This window comes from Paracoccus sp. IB05 (assembly GCF_016405985.1).
Classification (GTDB): domain Bacteria; phylum Pseudomonadota; class Alphaproteobacteria; order Rhodobacterales; family Rhodobacteraceae; genus Pseudogemmobacter.
On record NZ_JAEFCF010000026.1, the window covers coordinates 17,995 to 35,047 of the forward strand.

Annotated in this window: 14 protein-coding genes and 1 riboswitch; of the genes, 2 read left to right on the plus strand and 12 right to left on the minus strand. The window is 64.3% G+C overall.

The features are described from left to right. The first annotated feature begins 36 nt into the window (after positions 1–36). Positions 37–1,482, plus strand: a complete 1,446-nt coding sequence (gene xylB, locus JC607_RS16415) for a xylulokinase (RefSeq protein WP_198837977.1) — start codon at positions 37–39, stop codon at positions 1,480–1,482. A gap of 9 nt (positions 1,483–1,491) precedes the next feature. Here the strand turns inward: xylB and JC607_RS16420 are convergent, their stop codons facing one another. The 10 genes from JC607_RS16420 to JC607_RS16465 all read right to left on the minus strand — a co-directional run bounded on the left by JC607_RS16420 (position 1,492) and on the right by JC607_RS16465 (position 12,517). After that, on the minus strand, positions 1,492–1,809 hold the full coding sequence (locus tag JC607_RS16420; RefSeq protein WP_198837978.1) for a DUF3775 domain-containing protein: 318 nt from the start codon (positions 1,807–1,809) through the stop codon (positions 1,492–1,494). Between the two features lie 36 nt (positions 1,810–1,845). After that, positions 1,846–2,184, minus strand: a complete 339-nt coding sequence (locus tag JC607_RS16425) for an AzlD domain-containing protein (RefSeq protein ID WP_198837979.1) — start codon at positions 2,182–2,184, stop codon at positions 1,846–1,848. Continuing rightward, positions 2,181–2,885 carry an AzlC family ABC transporter permease gene (locus JC607_RS16430; protein ID WP_198837980.1) on the minus strand — a complete coding sequence of 235 codons (705 nt, stop codon included), beginning with the start codon at positions 2,883–2,885 and terminating at the stop codon, positions 2,181–2,183. Before JC607_RS16430 ends, JC607_RS16425 begins: the two co-directional genes overlap by 4 nt. A 117-nt stretch (positions 2,886–3,002) precedes the next feature. Continuing rightward, the gene (gcvP, locus tag JC607_RS16435) at positions 3,003–5,849 is read right to left on the minus strand and encodes an aminomethyl-transferring glycine dehydrogenase (RefSeq protein WP_198837981.1); all 2,847 of its coding nucleotides are present in this window, start codon (positions 5,847–5,849) and stop codon (positions 3,003–3,005) included. A gap of 280 nt (positions 5,850–6,129) precedes the next feature. Then, a complete protein-coding gene (gene gcvH / locus JC607_RS16440; RefSeq protein ID WP_198837982.1) occupies positions 6,130–6,489 on the minus strand; it encodes a glycine cleavage system protein GcvH in 360 nt (119 codons plus the stop codon). Positions 6,490–6,508: 19 nt separating this feature from the next. Further along, on the minus strand, positions 6,509–7,630 hold the full coding sequence (gene gcvT, locus JC607_RS16445) for a glycine cleavage system aminomethyltransferase GcvT (protein ID WP_198837983.1): 1,122 nt from the start codon (positions 7,628–7,630) through the stop codon (positions 6,509–6,511). 156 nt (positions 7,631–7,786) lie between these two features. Next, a riboswitch (glycine riboswitch) is annotated at positions 7,787–7,891 on the minus strand. Between the two features lie 113 nt (positions 7,892–8,004). Beyond that, the gene (locus tag JC607_RS16450; protein WP_198837984.1) at positions 8,005–9,408 is read right to left on the minus strand and encodes an MATE family efflux transporter; all 1,404 of its coding nucleotides are present in this window, start codon (positions 9,406–9,408) and stop codon (positions 8,005–8,007) included. Positions 9,409–9,521: 113 nt separating this feature from the next. Next, positions 9,522–10,853 carry a glutamate--tRNA ligase gene (gene gltX / locus JC607_RS16455; protein ID WP_198837985.1) on the minus strand — a complete coding sequence of 444 codons (1,332 nt, stop codon included), beginning with the start codon at positions 10,851–10,853 and terminating at the stop codon, positions 9,522–9,524. 160 nt (positions 10,854–11,013) lie between these two features. Then, the gene (locus JC607_RS16460) at positions 11,014–11,955 is read right to left on the minus strand and encodes an MBL fold metallo-hydrolase (protein ID WP_198837986.1); all 942 of its coding nucleotides are present in this window, start codon (positions 11,953–11,955) and stop codon (positions 11,014–11,016) included. Between the two features lie 151 nt (positions 11,956–12,106). Beyond that, on the minus strand, positions 12,107–12,517 hold the full coding sequence (locus JC607_RS16465; protein ID WP_198837987.1) for a metallopeptidase family protein: 411 nt from the start codon (positions 12,515–12,517) through the stop codon (positions 12,107–12,109). 112 nt (positions 12,518–12,629) lie between these two features. Here JC607_RS16465 and polA point away from each other — a divergent pair, with 112 nt between their 5' ends. Beyond that, positions 12,630–15,446 (plus strand): DNA polymerase I, encoded by a 2,817-nt coding sequence (gene polA / locus JC607_RS16470; RefSeq protein WP_198837988.1) that lies wholly within the window; start codon positions 12,630–12,632, stop codon positions 15,444–15,446. A 223-nt stretch (positions 15,447–15,669) separates the two neighbouring features. On the opposite strand, the gene JC607_RS16475 is transcribed toward polA, so the two are convergent. Then, a complete protein-coding gene (locus JC607_RS16475) occupies positions 15,670–15,855 on the minus strand; it encodes a zinc-finger domain-containing protein (protein ID WP_198837989.1) in 186 nt (61 codons plus the stop codon). A gap of 133 nt (positions 15,856–15,988) precedes the next feature. Beyond that, on the minus strand, positions 15,989–17,020 hold the full coding sequence (gene ruvB / locus JC607_RS16480) for a Holliday junction branch migration DNA helicase RuvB (RefSeq protein WP_198837990.1): 1,032 nt from the start codon (positions 17,018–17,020) through the stop codon (positions 15,989–15,991). Positions 17,021–17,053: the final 33 nt, after the last annotated feature.

Below are 17,053 nucleotides of genomic sequence, written 5' to 3' on the forward strand. Positions count from 1 at the left end.
GGTTCGCGCCGGCCGGGGCAATTCCATGAGGTGAATATGTATCTCGGTCTCGATCTCGGCACCTCTGGCATCCGCGCGTTGCTGATGGATGAAGAACAGCGGATCATCGGTTCGGCCAGCGCCGCGACGCCGGTGTCACGCCCCCATCCCGGCTGGTCCGAACAGGATCCCGAAGACTGGACCACAGCCTGCAAAGAGGCCGTGGCGGCCCTGCGCGCCGCCCATCCCGCTGAATTCGCCGCTATTCGCGGCATCGGCCTGTCGGGCCATATGCATGGCGCCACGCTGTTTGACCGCAGCGACCGCGCGCTGCGCCCCTCGATCCTGTGGAATGACACCCGCGCCAGCCTTGAGGCCGCCGCAATGGATGCCGATCCGCGCTTTCGCCAGGTGACCGGCAATATCGTCTTCCCGGGCTTTACCGCCCCGAAACTGGCCTGGGTGGCAAAGCACGAACCCGCCCTCTTCGACCAGACCGCCATGGTCCTTTTGCCGAAAGACGCGCTGCGGCTCTGGCTGACGGGCGAGCATATTTCCGAGATGTCGGATGCCGCCGGAACCAGCTGGCTGGATTGCGCGGCGCGCGACTGGTCGGATGACCTGCTGACGGCTTCCGGCCTTTCCCGCGCACAGATGCCGCGTCTGGTCGAGGGCTCGGCGCCTGGTGGCCACCTGCGTGCCGAACTTCTGACAGACTGGGGCCTCACCGGCCCGGTGATCGTCGCCGGTGGTGCGGGGGACAACGCCGCCTCGGCCATCGGCATGGGCACCATTCGCGAAGGCCAGGCCTTTGTCTCGCTCGGCACTTCAGGTGTGATCTTTGCCGCCAATGACGCCTTCCGCCCGCTGCCTGAAAGCGCAGTTCACGCCTTTTGCCATGCGCTGCCGGACCGCTGGCATCAGATGGGCGTGATCCTGTCCGCCACCGATGCGCTGAACTGGTATGCCGGCATCACCGGCACCGCCGCCGCCGATCTCTCGCGCGAACTCGGCGACGATCTGGTCGCGCCGGGTTCGGCCAGCTTCCTTCCCTATCTCTCGGGCGAGCGCACGCCGCATAATGATGCGAAGATCCGGGGCGCCTTTACCGGCCTCGGCCACGAATCCGACCGCAAGGCCCTGACCCGCGCAGTGATGGAAGGCGTCGCTTTCGCGCTGAAAGACAATCTGAATGCACTGCGCCAGGCCGGAGCCCGGATCGGGCGCGTCACCGCAGTCGGCGGCGGCTCAAACTCGGGCTATTGGCTAAAGGTCATCGCGACCACGCTTGGCATCCCGGTCGATCTGCCGGTCGGCGGCGATTTCGGCGCAGCCTTTGGCGCGGCGCGGCTGGGGCTGATGGCCGCCAGCGGCGCAAGCCCGGAAAGCATCTGCACCGCCCCCGCCACCAAAGCCAGCATCGCGCCGGATGCGGGCCTCATCGCGGCCTTCGACGAGGCCTATGCGCGCTATCGCAGCCTCTACCCCGCGCTGGCGGGGTAAGAGCTGGCCTCACAGCAGATCCTCTTCCTCGCCCGTGACATCGACGCCAAGCGCCTCCAGCCCCGCTTCGAGATTTTCCGGAAGATGCGGCATCCCCATCAGGTAATCTGCGGTGGGGGTGGTCGCTTCGGTATAGGCCGTGCGCAGCGCCTCGGCATAATCCTCGGTCTCGAACGCGCCGCGCCCGACCCAGGCAATGGCGGTCAGATGCGCCTTTTCCTCGTCATTCAGCCCGTCGATAAAGGCATATAGCTGCGCCTGGCCTGCCGGCCCCTCGCGCGACAGGAAAATCACCTGCACCACTTTGCTGGGAGAGATTTCGATCATGGGACACCTCCTGCCGCCATGATCCCGCTTTCGCCTTCAGGGTGCAAGCGCCGGATGCATCAGCGCAAAAGCGATACCGTAAGCCAGTGACCCCGCAAGCGTCGCCACCACGACCGAACGCTTCGGCAGGAAGGCCAGCACCGTGACCACGGTTCCCACCGCCAGGGGCACGAGATCCGTCTGCTGCGGCCAGAGACGCGGCAGGACCGAGGCCACGAACAGCGTCGCAATCGCCGCCGGCCCGGTCGAGGCCAGAAACCCCGCCATCAGCCCGCCCGGCTTCGCCTCGCCCCGCATCAACAGGACCGGCAGCGCCCGGAAAGCCCAGTTCGCCAGCCCCGCAAGCACCGCCATCAGCACCAGATCCGGGTTCATCCGCGCCCCCTGACCAGCCCGCCGGCCATTCCCGCCAGCGCGCCGCAGATCATGCCTGCAAGGATCCCGGCCGTCGCCGACCAGACCACGGTGCCAAGGCAGGTCGCGATCACCGCAACCACAATCGCCGGCATCGCAAGCCGCGACAGGATCGAGAGCAAAAGTGCCAGAAACAACGCCGAAAGCATGAAATCAAGGCCCGCGCTCACCGCCGGCCAGCCATCCAGCGCGCCCCCGCCGGCGAAGGCGCCAACCGCCGTTCCCAGCACCCAGGACGCATAGGCCGCCAGCCCCAGCCCGAACATATAGGCCTCGGAAAATCGCTGCCCCCGCGCCAGCGCCCCCAGCGCCTGACCAAAAACCTCATCGGTCAGCCCCCAGGCCCAGACCCAGGCAAAGCGGCGCGAACCCTCCGCTCCCGCCTCCTTCATCAGCGCCGGTCCGTAAAGCACATGGCGCACATTCATCGCGATCAGGGTAAAGGCCGCCACCAGCACCGGCGCGCCACTGGCAAACAGCGTCAGCGCCAGGAATTGCGAGGCCCCGGCATAGACCACCAGCGAGAGCATCACCGCCTCGGCCTGGCTCAGCCCGCCTCGGGTGGCCGCAACGCCAAAAGAAAATGCAATCGGGAAATATCCCATCACAATGGGCAGGGCCGCCAGCAGGCCGCTTTGAAAAGAGGCAGGTTTTTCACTCATGATACCGCAGCGCTATCCCGGCACCTGGCCATTGTCAAAACCCCGCCCGCTTATTTTCTGTCTCTAAATATCCCGCAGGGGTCCGGGGGGCGCGAAGCCCCCCGGCTTCATCACGCCTTACTCCGCGGCATCGAGATAGCTCTCCAGCGGCGGGCAGGTGCAGACGAGGTTCCGGTCACCGTAAACATTGTCGATCCGGCCAACCGGCGGCCAGTATTTATCGACCCGGAACGCCGCCGGCGGAAAACAACCCTGTTCGCGGGTATATTTCCGGTCCCACTCCGCCACCAGGTCCTGCACCGTATGCGGTGCAAAGCGCAGCGGGCTTTCCTCTGCCGAAATCTCCCCCGCCTCGACGGCCCGGATCTCCTCGCGGATCGCCAGCAGCGCGGTGATGAAACGGTCGATCTCGGCCTTGGTCTCGGATTCCGTCGGCTCCACCATCAGCGTGCCGGAAACCGGCCAGGACATGGTCGGCGCATGGAAGCCGTTGTCGATCAGCCGCTTGGCGATGTCATCCACCGTCACGCCATGATCGGCAAAGGGGCGTGTGTCGAGGATACATTCATGGGCCACCCGGCCACGATTGCCCATATAGAGCACATCATAAGCCCCTTTCAGCCGCGCCGCGATATAGTTGGCGTTCAGGATCGCCACCCGCGTCGCCTGGGTCAGCCCCGAGCCACCCATCATCAGGCAATAAGCCCAGGAGATCAGCAAAATGCTCGCCGAGCCATAAGGCGCCGCCGAGACCGGGCCGGCATCGGTTTCCGGACGCCCCTCGGGATCCCCCGGCAGATGCGGCGCGAGATGCGCACGCACGCCGATCGGCCCCATGCCCGGCCCCCCGCCGCCATGCGGAATGGCAAAGGTCTTGTGCAGGTTCAGGTGGCTGACATCGCCACCGATCTCGCCCGGCTTCACCAGCCCCACCATCGCATTCATATTGGCGCCGTCGATATAGACCTGGCCGCCATGATCATGGGTGATCTTGCAGACCTCGCGCACGGTCTCCTCGAACACGCCATGGGTCGAGGGATAGGTGATCATGCAGGCCGCGAGCCGGTCGCCGGCCTTCGCCGCCTTGTCACGGAAATCATCCAGATCGACATCGCCGTTCGGCGAGGACCTGACCACCACAACCTCCATCCCCGCCATCTGCGCCGAAGCCGGGTTGGTGCCATGCGCCGAGATCGGGATCAGGCAGATCCGGCGGTCATGATCGCCACGCGCCTTGTGATAAGCGAGAATGGTCAATAGCCCGGCATATTCCCCCTGGGCGCCGGAATTGGGCTGCATGGAAAACGCATCATAGCCGGTAATCTCGCACAGCTTCGCGGTCAGATCCGCAATCGCCTCGCCATAACCCGCCGCCTGATCGCGCGGCACGAACGGGTGCAGGCTGCCAAATTCCGGCCAGGTGATCGGCATCATCTCGGCGGCCGCATTAAGCTTCATCGTGCAGGACCCGAGCGGGATCATCGCCCTGTCGAGCGCCAGATCACGATCCGAGAGCCGGCGCATATAGCGCATCATCTCGCTCTCGGCCCGGTTCATCTGAAACACCGGATGGGTAAGATAGGCGCTTTGCCGCAGCATCGTCTCGGGGAAGCCGAGGCCTCCGCGATGCGGCGGTACGCCCTCGATCCCGAAGGCCCGCAACACCCGGCTCAGCACCTCTTCCGAGGTGGTCTCATCGAGGCTGATCCCGATCCGGTCATTGCCGATCCTGCGGAAATTCAGTCCCTCGGCCCGCGCTGCGGCAAGAATGCCGGCCTGGCCCACACCGACCTCGACCGTGATCGTGTCGAAAAAGGCCTTCGGCGAGACCCTGGCCCCCGCCGCCATCAGCGCGCGTGCCAGCCGCTGGGTCAGGAAATGCACCCGCTCGGCAATCGCCCTGAGCCCGTTCGGCCCGTGAAACACCGCATACATCGAGGCCATGACCGCCAGAAGCGCCTGCGCCGTACAGACATTCGACGTCGCCTTCTCGCGCCGGATATGCTGCTCGCGCGTCTGCAAAGACAGCCGGTAAGCCCGCGTCCCGTGGCTGTCGATCGAGACACCCACAATCCGCCCCGGCATATTGCGCTTCAGATCATCGCGGCAGGCCATGAAAGCCGCATGCGGGCCGCCATATCCCATCGGCACGCCGAAGCGCTGCGACGAGCCGATGGCAATATCCGCCCCCATCGCACCCGGCTCTTTCAGCATGCACAAGGCCAGCAGATCGGTCGCGACAATGGCCAGCGCCTTATGCGCATGCAGATGCGCGATTTTCGCCGTGAAATCCGTCACATGCCCATAAGACCCCGGATACTGGAAGATCGCGCCAAACACGCTTGAAGGCTCCAGCAGCCCGACATCGCCCTCAATGATCTCGATCCCCAAAGGCTCGGCCCGGGTGCGGATCACCGCAATCGTCTGCGGGTGGCAGAAACGGTCGACAAAGAACGCTTTGGCTTTGGACTTCGCCGAACGCTCCGCCATCGCCATGGCTTCCGCCGCCGCCGTCGCCTCATCCAGAAGCGAGGCATTGGCAACATCGAGGCCCGTCAGATCACAGACCATGGTCTGGTAATTCAGCAGCGCTTCAAGCCGCCCCTGCGCGATCTCGGGCTGGTAAGGCGTATAGGCGGTATACCAGGCCGGGTTCTCAAGGATATTGCGCTGAATGGCCGGCGGCGTCACCGTGCCGTAATAGCCCTGCCCGATCAGCGAGGTCATCACGCGGTTCTTCCCCGCCACCTCCTTCATCTTCGCCAGCAGCTCATGTTCGGCCAAAGGTGCCCAGGACAGCGGCTTTTCCTGGCGGATCGAGGCCGGCACTGTCTCGGCAATCAGCGCGTCCAGCGAGGCCGCGCCCACCGCCTTCAGCATCTCCTCCATCTCGGCCGGAGAGGGCCCGATATGGCGACGATTGGCGAAATCATAGGGGTTATAATCGGTCGGAGTGAAACTCATCGCGCACCTCCGGACAGTCGGGCGACGCACCGCGCTTCTCCCATTTTCTGTCCATAAATATCCCAGGGGGCCCGGGGGACTGGTCCCCCGGCTCTCAGTTCGGTCTGGGGGACTGGTCCCCCGGCTCTCAGTTCGGTCCGGGGGACTGGTCCCCCGGCTCTCAGTTCGGCCCGGGGGACTGGTCCCCCGGCTCTCGGTTCGGTCCGGGGGACTGGTCCCCCGGCTCTCGGTTCAGTTCGGGGGGACTGGTCCCCCGCTGCTCAGAAAAACCGCATCAGCCTCAGCCGATGAAATCCTTATACTCATCCTCATCCATGAACTGATCGACCACCGAGAGATCATCGACCTTCAGCTTGAAGAACCAGGCGCCGCCCAGCGGATCCTCATTCACCAGCCCCGGATTGTCCGAAAGAGCCTCATTCACCTCGACGATCTCGCCCTCGACCGGCGCGAGGATATCCGAGGCCGCCTTGACGCTCTCGATCACCGAGATCTCATCTCCGGCCGCCACCTGTATTCCCGCTTCGGGCAGTTCCACGAACACCACATCGCCAAGCGCTTCGGCAGCATGTTCAGTGATCCCGACCACGATCAGGTCACCCTCGACGCGCAGCCATTCATGTTCCTTGGTGAATTTCATCTTTTCGATCCCCTGGGACTTAACGTTTGTAATGGGTTGGGTGGAAAGGCGTGGCCGCAACCACAACCGGAAGCTTCCTGCCGCGCAGCTCGGCCTCGATGCCGGTGCCGGGGGCCGCAAAGGCGCTTGCAACATAGCCCATGGCAACCGGCGCCTGGACCGAGGGGGCAAAACCGCCCGAGGTGATCGCGCCAATCGGCGTGCCATCCGTTGCAAACAGGGCCACACCTTCGCGCATCGGTGCACGCCCCTCCGGGCGCAGCCCCACGCGTTTGCGCGAGGGGCCATCCGCCAGCTCGGCAAGGATCCGCGTCTCGCCCGGGAAACCGCCCGCCCGCGCACCGCCGGCGCGACGTGCCTTCTGGATCGCCCAGCCAAGACCCGCCTCGACCGGACTGGTGGTCTCGTCAATATCATGGCCGTAAAGGCAAAGCCCGGCCTCAAGCCGCAGACTGTCGCGGGCGCCAAGGCCAATCGGCGCCACTCCGTCCAGCGCTAGCAGCGCCCGCGCGAAATCAGGAACCGCAGCCTCCGGCACCGAAATCTCGAACCCGTCCTCGCCGGTATAGCCCGACCGCGAGATCCAGAGTTCTCCGAACACTGTCGGGACCGAAGCGACATCCATGAACTGCATCGCCGTCACATCCGGCACCAGGACCGCCAGGACCGATTCGGCCTCCGGCCCCTGCAGCGCCAGCAGCGCCCGCCCGGTCTGGATGTCGATCTCGGCCTCATCGGCGAGATGCCGGGTCAGATGTGCGAAATCATGTGTCTTGCGCGCCGCATTCACCACCAGAAGGTAGTCGGTCCCGCGATTGGCAAACATCAGATCATCAAGAATGCCGCCGGTCTCGCTGGTGAAAATGCCATAGCGCTGGCGGCCCGGTGCTACGCCCAGCACATCGACCGGCATCAGCCGCTCCAGCGCCAGCCCGAGACTCTCCATCGACCCTTTCGGGCGCAGCACGACCTGGCCCATATGGCTCACATCGAAGAGCCCGGCTGCCGCTCTCACATGCAGATGTTCCGCCATCACCCCGGCCGGATATTGCACCGGCATCTCATAGCCCGCGAAGGGCACCATTTTCCCGCCAAGCTCCAGATGGAGCCCGTGCAACGGAAGGCGCAAAAGGTCGGTCAAACCGCCTCTCCCCTGTCTGTCGGCCGAAAATATCCGGCACCGTTCACGGCAGTTCCCCTGCCGCCCGGTGCCCCCTCTGTCCTTGCCCGCAATCGGGGCGCCTGAGATCGTTATCCCTTCGGCGGGCGCCTCACGCGCCACTCTCCAGAGTCTTCAAATGCAGTAACGGTCCCTTGCGCCTGAGAGTTTACCGGGGCGGTTGCTCCTTCGGCACCGGACCCGCCCTGTCAGGGGCTGCCCGGATTCTCCCGATCCTGCCCGTTCTGACTAACCCGAGGCTCCCCCATCAGGCAAGTGAAAATCCGTATACGACGGTATTCCCCCGCAAGACGACATGCGTGATACGGCAAGGCTCGGCAAACCGGCGCCTCAGATCAGGCCCGCCGCTCGCCCGGCGCTGCGGCTTCCGCCTCGGGCTGGCTGACCGCGACCGGTGCCGGTGCACCGCGCCCCGTCGGCAGGTTCGGATGCGCGATCGCGAGGCGCGCAAAAATCACCGCCAGAAGACCAAAGGCGACCCCGCCCACCGCCTGCCCGATCAGCACCCCCTGGGCGCCCCAGATCTGTCCGAACCAGATCGCGAAAGGAATCGTGCCCAGGGTATGGCGCCCCCAATTCACCACGGTCGACCAGAACGGCCGGCCAAGATTGTTGCAGACGGCGTTTCCGGCAAAGATCAGCCCGTTGAAAAACCACATCAAAGCCAGTGGCCCGCAGAACAGGTAGACGATCTCGCGCGTGAGGCCCTGCGCGTTGAAGAGATCGGCAATCGGCGCGCGCAGCAGGAACAAAAGCCCCGAGACCACGAGGATCACCAGCCCGGTAAAGATCACCGCATCGCGAAAGGCCTGTCTGACACGGTCCATCCGCCCCGCGCCGATATTCTGCCCGATGATCGGCCCGATGGCGCCCGCCAGTGCAAAAATCACCCCGAAGGCAACCGGCGTCAGCCGCCCGGCAATCGCCATCCCCGCCACCGCCGCCTCGCCAAAGCCCGAGGCCGTGCGGGTCACAAAGGCCTGCCCCACCGGCGTCGCCACCTGGGTCAGGATCGCGGGAATACCAATCGCCCAGACCGGCGCCATATCATGCCATACCTGCCGCAGCGAAGGCCGGTCAAAGCCGCCATAGCGCGTCACAATCGGCCGCACCGCCATGAAAAGGATCACCGCGCGGCTGACCAGCCCGGCCAGCGCCGCACCGGTCAGATCAAGGCCGAAGCCGAAGATCAGCACCGGATCAAGGCCCGCCGTCACCACCGCGCCCCAGACCGTCGCCATCATCGCGGCCCGCGCATCGCCATGGGCGCGCAATACCGCAGATCCGATCATCCCCAGCATCAGCATCGGCTGCCCAAGGGTCACGATCTGCAGATAATGCACGGCCAGATCATGGGTCTCGCCCTCAGCGCCCAAAAGTCGCACCATCGGCGACAGCAAAAGCCAGACCAGCCCCGCAAACGGCACCCCGAACAGCAACCCGAGCAGCATCCCGGTCGTCGCCTTCTCACGCGCAAGCCGCAGATCCCGCTGCCCGATGGCCCGGCTCACCAAAGCCGAAACCGCAATCGACAACCCGATCCCGAAGGAGGTGGTAAAGAACAACACCGCCCCGGCATAGCCGACAGCCGCCGCCAGCTCAGACCTCCCGAGCCAGGAAATATAGGCCATATTGATCAGATCGACGACAAAAACCGCCATCAGCCCGATGGAGGAAGTCAAGGACATCACCACGATATGGCGGAAGAGATTGCCCTGAACGAATTTCGCCTCAGCCATCCCTCACCCCCGTAGCAAAAGGCCGCGCCTCTTCCTCTTGATTAAAATACTCCCGGGGGGAGGCGCAGGCAAAGCCTGCGACCGGGGGGCAGGCAGCCCCCCGTTACCCGGCCTCAAAGCGCAGGCAGCTTTTGCAAAAGCGGCAGGACATCCGACATATCCGGCCCATGTGCCTGGCCTGTCAGCGCCTTGCGCAGCGGCATGAACAGATCTTTGCCCTTGCGCCCGGTGGCAGTTTTGACCGCGCCGGTCCATTGACCCCAGGTCTCTTTCGTCCAGGGCCGTGGCGGCAAAAGTGCGAGCGCCTCGCGCACGAAATCGCGGTCGGCCTCGTCAATAACCGGCTCTGCCCCTTCCGAGAACAGCTTCCACCAGCCCTCGAGATCCGCCGGCACAGTGATATTGTCTTTGGCCACACTCCAGAACTGCCCGGCCTGGTCTTCCGGCACGCCAAGCGCCAGAATGCGCTCGCGCACCTGATCGAAAGGCCAGGCCTGGACGTAATGCCGGGTCAGCGGGAAAAGATCGGCCGGGTCGAATTTCGTCGGCGCCGCGCCGAAGCTTTCGATGTCGAAACCCTCGGCCAGCTCGTCGATCGAGGCAACCGGCTCCACCGGTTTCGAGGATCCCAGCCGCGCCATCAGCGACAAAAGCGCCATGGGCTCGACGCCCTGCGCGCGCAGATCGCGCAGCGAAAGCGCGCCGAGGCGCTTGGACAGCTCTTCGCCTTTCGGCCCCGAGAGCAGCGAGTGGTGGGCGAATTCGGGCGGCGTGCCGCCCATCGCTTCCATGATCTGAATCTGGGTCGCGGTATTGGTCACATGGTCGGCGCCGCGCACGATATGGGTCACGCCCATTTCGACATCATCGACCGAGGAGGCGAAGGTATAAAGCACCTGGCCATCGGCGCGGATCAGCACCGGATCCGAGACCGAGGCCGCGTCGATCGAGATATCGCCGATGATCCCGTCATGCCATTCGATGCGGTTCTGGTTCAGCAGGAAACGCCAGTAGCCGGTCTTGCCTTCGGCACGGAACGCGGCCTTTTGCTCTTCCGTCAGCCCAAGTGAGGCGCGGTCATAGACCGGCGGGCGCCCCATATTCAGCTGTTTCTTGCGCTTGAGATCGAGTTCGGTCGGGCTTTCAAATGCCTCGTAGAAACGACCACTGGCGCGCAGCTTTTCGGCGGCCTCGTGATAGCGGTCATAGCGGGCGGATTGCCGCTCGATCCGGTCCCAATGCAGGCCGAGCCAGTCGAGATCCTGTTTCAGCCCGTCAATATATTCCTGCTTTGAGCGTTCCTGGTCGGTATCGTCGAGGCGCAGGATGAAGGTCCCGCCAGCCTTGCGGGCGATCAGGTAATTCATCAGCGCGGTGCGCAGATTTCCGACATGGATATAGCCGGTGGGCGACGGGGCAAAGCGGGTGACGACAGGTTTCGACATGGGCGGATCCTCGGGCAGGCGCGACCGGGCCTGCGACGCCCTTCCTCTGTCACAGGCGCCCGGTTTTGTCCAGTTTTGACCGGGTGACGGAAGGGAGGGGGCCAGCCCCCTCGCCCGTTCCGGGCTCACCCCCGGGATATTTAGGGACAGAAAATGTGGCTCAGGGCTCGAAAGCGAGTTGATAGCTGTGGGGGACGAAGCGGAAGCCTGTGCCTTTCGGTTCGGCATAGCCAAGGCCCGGGAAGGGCATATGATAGCCGATGAAGGGCAGATGGTCGGCCGCGATCATGCCGAAGATGCGCTTGCGGGTGGCGGCGGCCTCGGTCTTGTCGAGATCGAACCGGACCTCCCAGTCGGGGTTTTCCAGGGACCAGACATAGTGATTTGCGGTGTCGGCGGTGAGAACCAGCAGCTTGCCCTCGCTCTCGATCATCCAGGCCATATGGCCGGGGGTATGGCCATAGGCCGCAAGCGCGGTGATGCCGGGGGCGGCCTCGCCGCCATCGGTGACGAACCTCGTCAGATCGCGCAGCGGGCGGACCTTTTTCTCGAAGCCTTCATTCTCCTGGCCGGCCCAGTAGTCATATTCGATCTGCGAGGTGATGTAGCGCGCGCGCGGGAAGACCGGCGTGGCGCCATCCGATGTGGTCAGCCCGCCGATATGATCGGCATGCATATGGGTCAGCACCACCGCATCCACCTGTTGCGGCGAGACGCCCGCCTGGCCGAGCGCCGCCAGCACGCCTTCGGCCGCGAGCCCGGTGTCAAAGAGGATCAGCTCCTTGCCGGTATTGACCAGCACCGGCGTGAAGAAGTTCACGGCGCGGTCGACAGGAATAAACGCCGCCTGCGAGGAGGCGGCGAAATCCGCGTCGCTGACATTCAGCCCGAAAGTGCCTTTCGGATTGGAATTCTCACCCGTACCGGCAAGGAGCGTCGTCACCTCGAATGCGCCATGGCGGAAGCGGCGGAAGAGGCCGCCTCCGGCGCCCTGCAATTCGGCCTGGGCGCTGGCTTTTTGCGGCAGGCCCACGGTTGCGGCGGCGGCAAAAGGCAGGGCGGCGGTGGCAAAAAGCGCGTGGCGGCGGGTCAGTCCTGACATTCGGAATTCCTCTGGGCGGATCGGCGGATGGCGCCTCCGGCCGATGCGCAGGCATCAGAGAAACGCGTCGGTCGGGCGGCCCGCAGAAGATAGCCGCCCCATGTGACAGAGGCACATCACAGTCCCGTCAGGCGGGTGGGGGTCGGCGGGTTCATTCCCACCAGCGGTCGACCTCGGAAATTTCCGCATCGGACCAGCCGAAATGATGCGCCAGTTCATGGATCACCACATGGCTGACCAGTTCCTGGAGCGAGACATTGCCGCGCTCGGCCCATTCATCAAGGATCGGGCGGCGGAACAGCCAGACCATATCCGGATGCAGTGCCTGATCCGAAACCGATTTCTCGGTCAGGGGAATGCCTTCATAGAGCCCGGTCAGCTCGAACGGATCATTGAGATCCATCGCCTCGAGCATCTCTTCAGGCGCGAAATCCTCGACCCGGAGCACGACATGGGTCGCGGGCACCCGCCAGGGTTCCGGCAGGGTCGCGACCGCCTCGCGGGCGAGGCTTTCGATCAGGTCAAGCGAAGGGGCGATGGCATCGGGCGCGGGATTTGTCATATGCCCAGACTAGCCCCGCTGCCCGCGCGGGAAAAGGCCAAAGCCTCCGCCCGGCTGGACCGCGCCGCCCGTCTCTGCCATACCTGCCGCCTGACAGAACGGGGAGCATGACATGACGTTCGGTAAAGGCCATCACCTGCATCTGATCGACGGCTCGGCCTATATTTTCCGGGCCTATCATGCGCTGCCGCCTCTGACGAAATCCGATGGCACGCCGGTGGGCGCGGTGCAGGGGTTCTCGAATATCCTCTGGGGCGAAATCACGAAAGAGCGCGCGTCGGGCGCCGCCACCCATATCGCCGTGGTGTTCGACCATTCGTCAAAGACCTTCCGCAACGATATCTATCCCGACTATAAAGCGAACCGTCCGCCGCCGCCCGAGGATCTGCGCCCCCAGTTCCCGCTGACACGCGAGGCGACGCGCGCCTTCAATGTCGCCTGTATCGAACAACCAGGCTATGAGGCCGATGACATCATCGCAACGCTGGCGCGGCTGGCCGTTGAGGCCGGGGGGTCGGCGACGATCATCTCCTCCGACAAGGATCTGATGCAGCTGGTGCGCCCCGGCGTCGATATTCTGGAGCCGATGAAGAACCGCCAGATCGGCCCGGATGAGGTATTCGAGAAATTCGGCGTCGGGCCGGAGCGGGTGATCGATGTGCAGGCTTTGGCCGGGGATGCGGTCGACAATGTGCCGGGCGCGCCGGGCATTGGGCTGAAGACTGCGGCCCTGCTGATCAATGAATACGGCTCGCTCGAAGAGCTGCTGGAGCGCGCGGGTGAGATCAAACAGCCCAAGCGGCGCGAGACATTGATCGACAACCGCGCCCAGATCCTGACCTCGAAACGGCTTGTCTCGCTTGATGCGGAAGTGCCGCTTGAGGTGACGCTGGATCAGCTGGAAGTGCTGAAGCCCGATGCCGAAAAGCTGCTGGGCTTTCTGACCCATATGGAGTTTCGCGGCCTCTCGCGCCGGGTGGCCGAAAAGCTGAAGGTCGAGGTGCCGGTGATTGAGGCGGCTAAACCCGCCACCGCCGCCGTGACCGAGGTGGAGGCGCCCGCCATCAGCGAGGCGGGTTACGTCACCATCATCGATCATGCCACGCTGGATGCCTGGATCGCGCGTATCCGCGAGATCGGCCATGTCGCGGTCGATACCGAGACCACCTCGCTTGATGAGATGCAGGCGGATCTGGTGGGGATCTCGCTTTCCGTCGATACCGGCATTGCCGCCTATATCCCGCTGGCGCATGTGAAGGGCGGCGATGATCTCTTCGGTGCGGCCGAGCGGGTTGCGGGCCAGCTGGATCCGGCTGAGGTGCTGGCAAAGCTGAAACCGGTGCTGGAGGATCCGTCGATCCTGAAAATCGGCCAGAATATCAAATATGACTGGAAGATTTTCGCGCGCCAGCATCCGTCAATCCGGATCGCGCCCTTCGACGATACGATGCTGATGAGCTATGCTATGTTCGCCGGGCTCAACAATCACGGCATGGATGAGCTTTCCGAGAAATACCTTGGTCACCACACCAAACCGATCAAGGATCTGATCGGTACCGGCAAATCTCAGGTGACCTTCGACAAGGTCGAGATCGCGGCAGCTTCGGCCTATGCGGCGGAAGATGCCGATGTGACCCTGCGCTTCTGGCAGCAGTTCAGGCCGCGCCTGCACCGCGAAAAGGTCACCACCGTCTATGAAACGCTGGAACGCCCGCTGGTCACGGTGCTGGCGGAAATGGAGATGGCGGGGGTCAAAGTCGACCGCGACACGCTGTCACGCATGTCGAATGCTTTCGCGCAAAAGCTTGCGCAATATGAAGACGAGATCGTTGAAATCGCGGGGGAAAAGTTCAACCCCGGTTCCCCGAAACAGCTGGGCGAAGTGCTGTTTGACCGGCTTGGCGTGCCGGGCGGCGAGAAAGGCAAGACCGGCGCCTATGGCACTGGTGCCGATATTCTCGAAGACATCACCACGCTGGAAGACAGCCATCCGCAGGGCGCGAAGCTTGCGGCAAAGATCCTTGACTGGCGTCAGATTGCCAAACTGAAATCAACCTATACCGATGCGCTGCAACAGGCGATCAACCCCGAGACCGGGCGGGTCCATACGTCCTATTCCATCGCGGGCGCCAATACCGGGCGCCTCGCCTCGACCGATCCGAACCTGCAAAACATTCCCGTCCGCACCGAAGAAGGCCGCCGCATCCGCGAGGCCTTTGTGGCACCGGAAGGCCGGGTGCTGGTCTCGCTCGACTATTCCCAGATCGAACTGCGGATCCTCGCCCATAGCGCCGATATCCCGGCGCTGAAACAGGCGTTCAAAGACGGGCTGGACATCCACGCGATGACGGCCTCCGAGATGTTCGGCGTGCCGGTCGAAGGCATGGATCCGATGATCCGCCGCCAGGCGAAAGCGATCAATTTCGGGGTGATCTACGGGATTTCAGGCTTTGGTCTGGCGCGCAACCTCCGCATTCCCCGCGCCGAGGCCCAGGGCTTCATCGACCGCTATTTCGAACGCTTCCCCGGCATCCGCGCCTATATGGACGAGACCATCGATTTCGCGAAAAAGCATGAATTCGTGCAGACCCTGTTCGGGCGCCGCATCAACACACCGCAGATCAATGCGAAAGGCCCCGGCGCCGGTTTCGCCAAACGCGCCGCGATCAACGCGCCGATCCAGGGCACCGCTGCCGATGTGATCCGCCGCGCCATGATCCGGATGCCCGCCGCAATTGCAGGCATCGATGCGCGGATGCTCCTCCAGGTGCATGACGAGCTTTTGTTCGAGGTGGCGGAAGCTGAGGCAGACCGTCTGATTGCGGTTGCGAAAGAGGTGATGGAAACCGCCTCTGACCCGGCGGTAAAGCTGGATGTCCGCCTTGTCGTCGAGGCCGGAACCGGGCGCAACTGGGCCGAGGCGCATTGAGCCCCCCGATCCCCGCGTTGCACGGCGCAAAGCGCACTGCGCGGGGATCAGGTCTGCGACATACCTCTGTTGCAGCGCGATCTCCCTGGGAAAACGCTGCACGAAATGGCCTGCGGCCAAAGGTATAAAAGTCAATCAGCGCAGACAGACCTCTCCGTCGCGGAGTCGGAAGGAAAACTGCATCGCTGGTTTGCGAAATGAAGGCCGGGGTTAGCGGGCTTTTTCAGTGATCATCATGCGCATGGGCACGGTCGATCTCGAACCGGCGGTCGCAATAGCCGCATTCGACAAAGCCGCTCTCCTGCGGGATCGCAAGCCAGACGCGCGGATGCCCCAGAGCGCCCTCGCCGCCGTCGCAGGCCACTTTCCAGGTGGTGACAATCTTGGTGTCCGGGGCTGGCAGGGTCATAGCGGGCATCCTTGGGGGCTTAACGTCTTTGCGCCTATATTACCCCTATGGCCCCGCCGGGTGCAAGAAGCCCCGGCGCGGCAGCCAGCGCCCGGCGTCTTAAGTCTGAATATTTATCCCAGAGTGCAGGGGATCAGTCCTGGAAGAAATCACTCTGCCCCTGAGGCGGGCGCGGTGCCACGAGCCCGAGATGGCGCCAGGCTTTGGCGGCAAGCATCCGCCCGCGCGGGGTGCGCTGAATCAGACCCTGTTGCAACAGATAGGGCTCGATCACCTCTTCCAGCGCGTCGCGCGGCTCTGACAGCGCGGCGGCAATGGTCTCCACGCCGACCGGGCCGCCGCCGTAATTCTCGGCAAGCAGCGAGAGGTAGCGGCGGTCGGCCCCATCGAGCCCGATCGTGTCAACGCCAAGCCGGGTCAAAGCACGGTCGGCGAGCTCGCGGCTGATGCGGCCGCCGGCCTCGACCAGCGCGAAATCGACCACCCGGCGCAAAAGACGGCCGGCGATACGGGGGGTGCCCCGCGCGCGCCGCGCGATCTCGCGGCAGCCCGGCTCATCGGCCTCGATGCCAAGCAGGCCCGCGCCGCGCGAGACAATGCGAAACAGCTCCTCCTCGGTGTAGAATTGCAGCCGGGTCGGAATGCCGAACCGGTCGCGCAGGGGTGTGGTCAGGAGGCCAAGGCGCGTGGTGGCGCCGACCAGAGTGAAGGGTTGCAGGTCAATCCGGACGGTGCGCGCCGCCGGCCCCTCACCGATCACCAGATCCAGCGCGAAATCCTCCATCGCCGGGTAAAGCACCTCTTCGACGATCGGGGACAGCCGGTGGATCTCGTCGATGAACAGCACATCGCGCGGCTCGAGATTTGTGAGGATGGCGGCAAGATCACCGGGACGCGCCAGAACGGGCCCCGAGGTCATGCGAAAGCCCACGCCAAGCTCGCGCGCCATGATCTGCGCCAGGGTGGTTTTGCCAAGGCCGGGCGGGCCATGGAACAAAGTGTGATCCATCGCCTCGCCGCGCATTTTCGCGCTTTCGATGAAGACGCGCAGATTGGCGCGGGCCTCGGCCTGGCCGGTAAAATCCTCCAATGCCTGAGGGCGCAGCGCGCGGTCACTGTCTTCGGGCAGGCGGTCAGGGCGAAGCGAGGGGTCGGGCTGGGTCATGGCCGGAACAATCCCCGAACGGCGCGCGCTTTG